At 54.5% G+C, this 1,665-nt stretch carries 1 protein-coding gene; it reads right to left on the reverse strand.

Annotated features, from left to right (window positions below):
• Positions 1–38: 38 nt before the first annotated feature.
• A protein-coding gene (locus tag ACT3UM_RS24145; RefSeq protein WP_498902550.1) for an IS3 family transposase occupies positions 39–1,591 on the reverse strand; the annotation gives its coding sequence in 2 pieces (ribosomal slippage) (positions 39–1,129 and positions 1,129–1,591; 1,554 coding nt in all).
• Between the last annotated feature and the right edge of the window lie 74 nt (positions 1,592–1,665).

Here is a 1,665-nt window from a genome sequence, read left to right on the forward strand (position 1 = left end):
CGGTGTTTGTCAAAGTAGTTGTCGCGTAGACCATTCATTTATGCAGCTTCCTTCTGCGCTACCTCAGGCCTTTCAGGATTGAGTGTCACAGGCCCAACAGGCTGCCACTTCCTCGTCTCTTTTGACCAACGTTCCGGTTGTGCGGCTCGGGCCTGCTGATACAAGGCATGACGTTTGGCCAAAATATTCTTATCAAGACCTTGGTGGCGCTCTGCTGGCGTAACGAAGCATATTCGACTGTGCCGGTGCTCGGTGTTGTACCAACAGATGAAGTCTCTTACCCAAGTCCTTGCATCGTCCAGACTTGCAAAGCCGTTTGTCGGCCACTGGGGACAGTATTTCAGCGTCTTGAACAATGCCTCTGAGAAGGCATTATCATTACTGACCCGCGGCCTTCCCCGTGAAGGCGTCACACCCAAATCATGCATCTTGCTTAACAAGGTGACCGACTTCATGGGAGCACCATTATCAGAGTGCAGCACCAGCGGAGTGTGAAGGCATTTCTCGCTAAGAACACTGCGTTGTAGCAAGGTCGCTGCCTCGTCGCCAGACTCTGCCGTGTGTACTTCCCAGCCAACCGCTTTGCGGCTGTAAATATCTTCGATCAGATACAGATAGTAATACTGACCTCGCACCGGCGAGGGTAAATACGTGATGTCCCATGACCACACTTGATTAGCATGGCTCGCTTTATGCGTTGTCGGCGCCGGGTGCCGATGCGGCGGCTGACAACGCCCCCGACGGTGCTGTTGATCAGCCGCACGCAGTACCCGATAGAAGCTGCTCTCCGATCCGATGTATCGGCCCTGATCCGCTAAACGAGGCACTATCTGACTCGGGGGCAAATGGGCAAATTCCTGGCTGTTACAGAGAGCTAAAATAGCCTGACGCTCTACCTCGGACAGCGCATTCGCCGGTACTGGACGAAGAGCGGTTGTGCGTCCGTCGGGCCTTACCTCGCCCTCAGCTGTCCAGCGTTGGAATGTCCGCAAGCTAATGTCCACTTCATTACACGCGCATTGCTTGCGAGCCCCATGAGTGATGGCTTCAGTGAGCCACTCGACATACATTTGCCGTTCTGGCAGCGACGTTAACTGTCCTCGCTGTCGTCGTCCCAGTAGGCATTGAGCTTTTTTCTCAGCACCAATAACGCAGCCGCTTCCGCTAACGCCTTCTCTTTACGATTAAGTTCACGCTCCAGCTGGCGAATGCGCTTCTTGTCAGCTTTGGCTTGGTCTCGCTCTGCCTGCTGTTGTACTTTGGTACTCTGTTGGCCCGCCAGGCAGGCGGCCTTCCAGGCCTTAACCTGTTGAGGATAGAGGCCTTTGCTACGACAGTATTCACTCAGCTCTATCTCGGAAAAGGTGGCTGTTTCGATGACCACTGCTAGCTTAGCTTCAGCCGACCAGTTGTCGGTTAATGTTTGATCTCCGGGCACCGCAGCGCCTCCCGACTTAGCCTGTTTACGCCAAGCATACAGGGTGGCGTCGGAAATACCTTCTTGCCGGGCTACTTCAGCGACGGATAAATTGTGCGGAGGTAACAGCTTCTTCAGCAGCGCCTCTCTGCGTTCTGGGGAATAACGTGGCATCGCAGTACTCAAACCGCCCCCGGGACTTCGTTAGGGTAAAACCAATCAGGCGACAACTATCCTGACACCGGGGG

This window comes from Halomonas sp. AOP13-D3-9, assembly GCF_052379125.1.
Classification (GTDB): domain Bacteria; phylum Pseudomonadota; class Gammaproteobacteria; order Pseudomonadales; family Halomonadaceae; genus Vreelandella.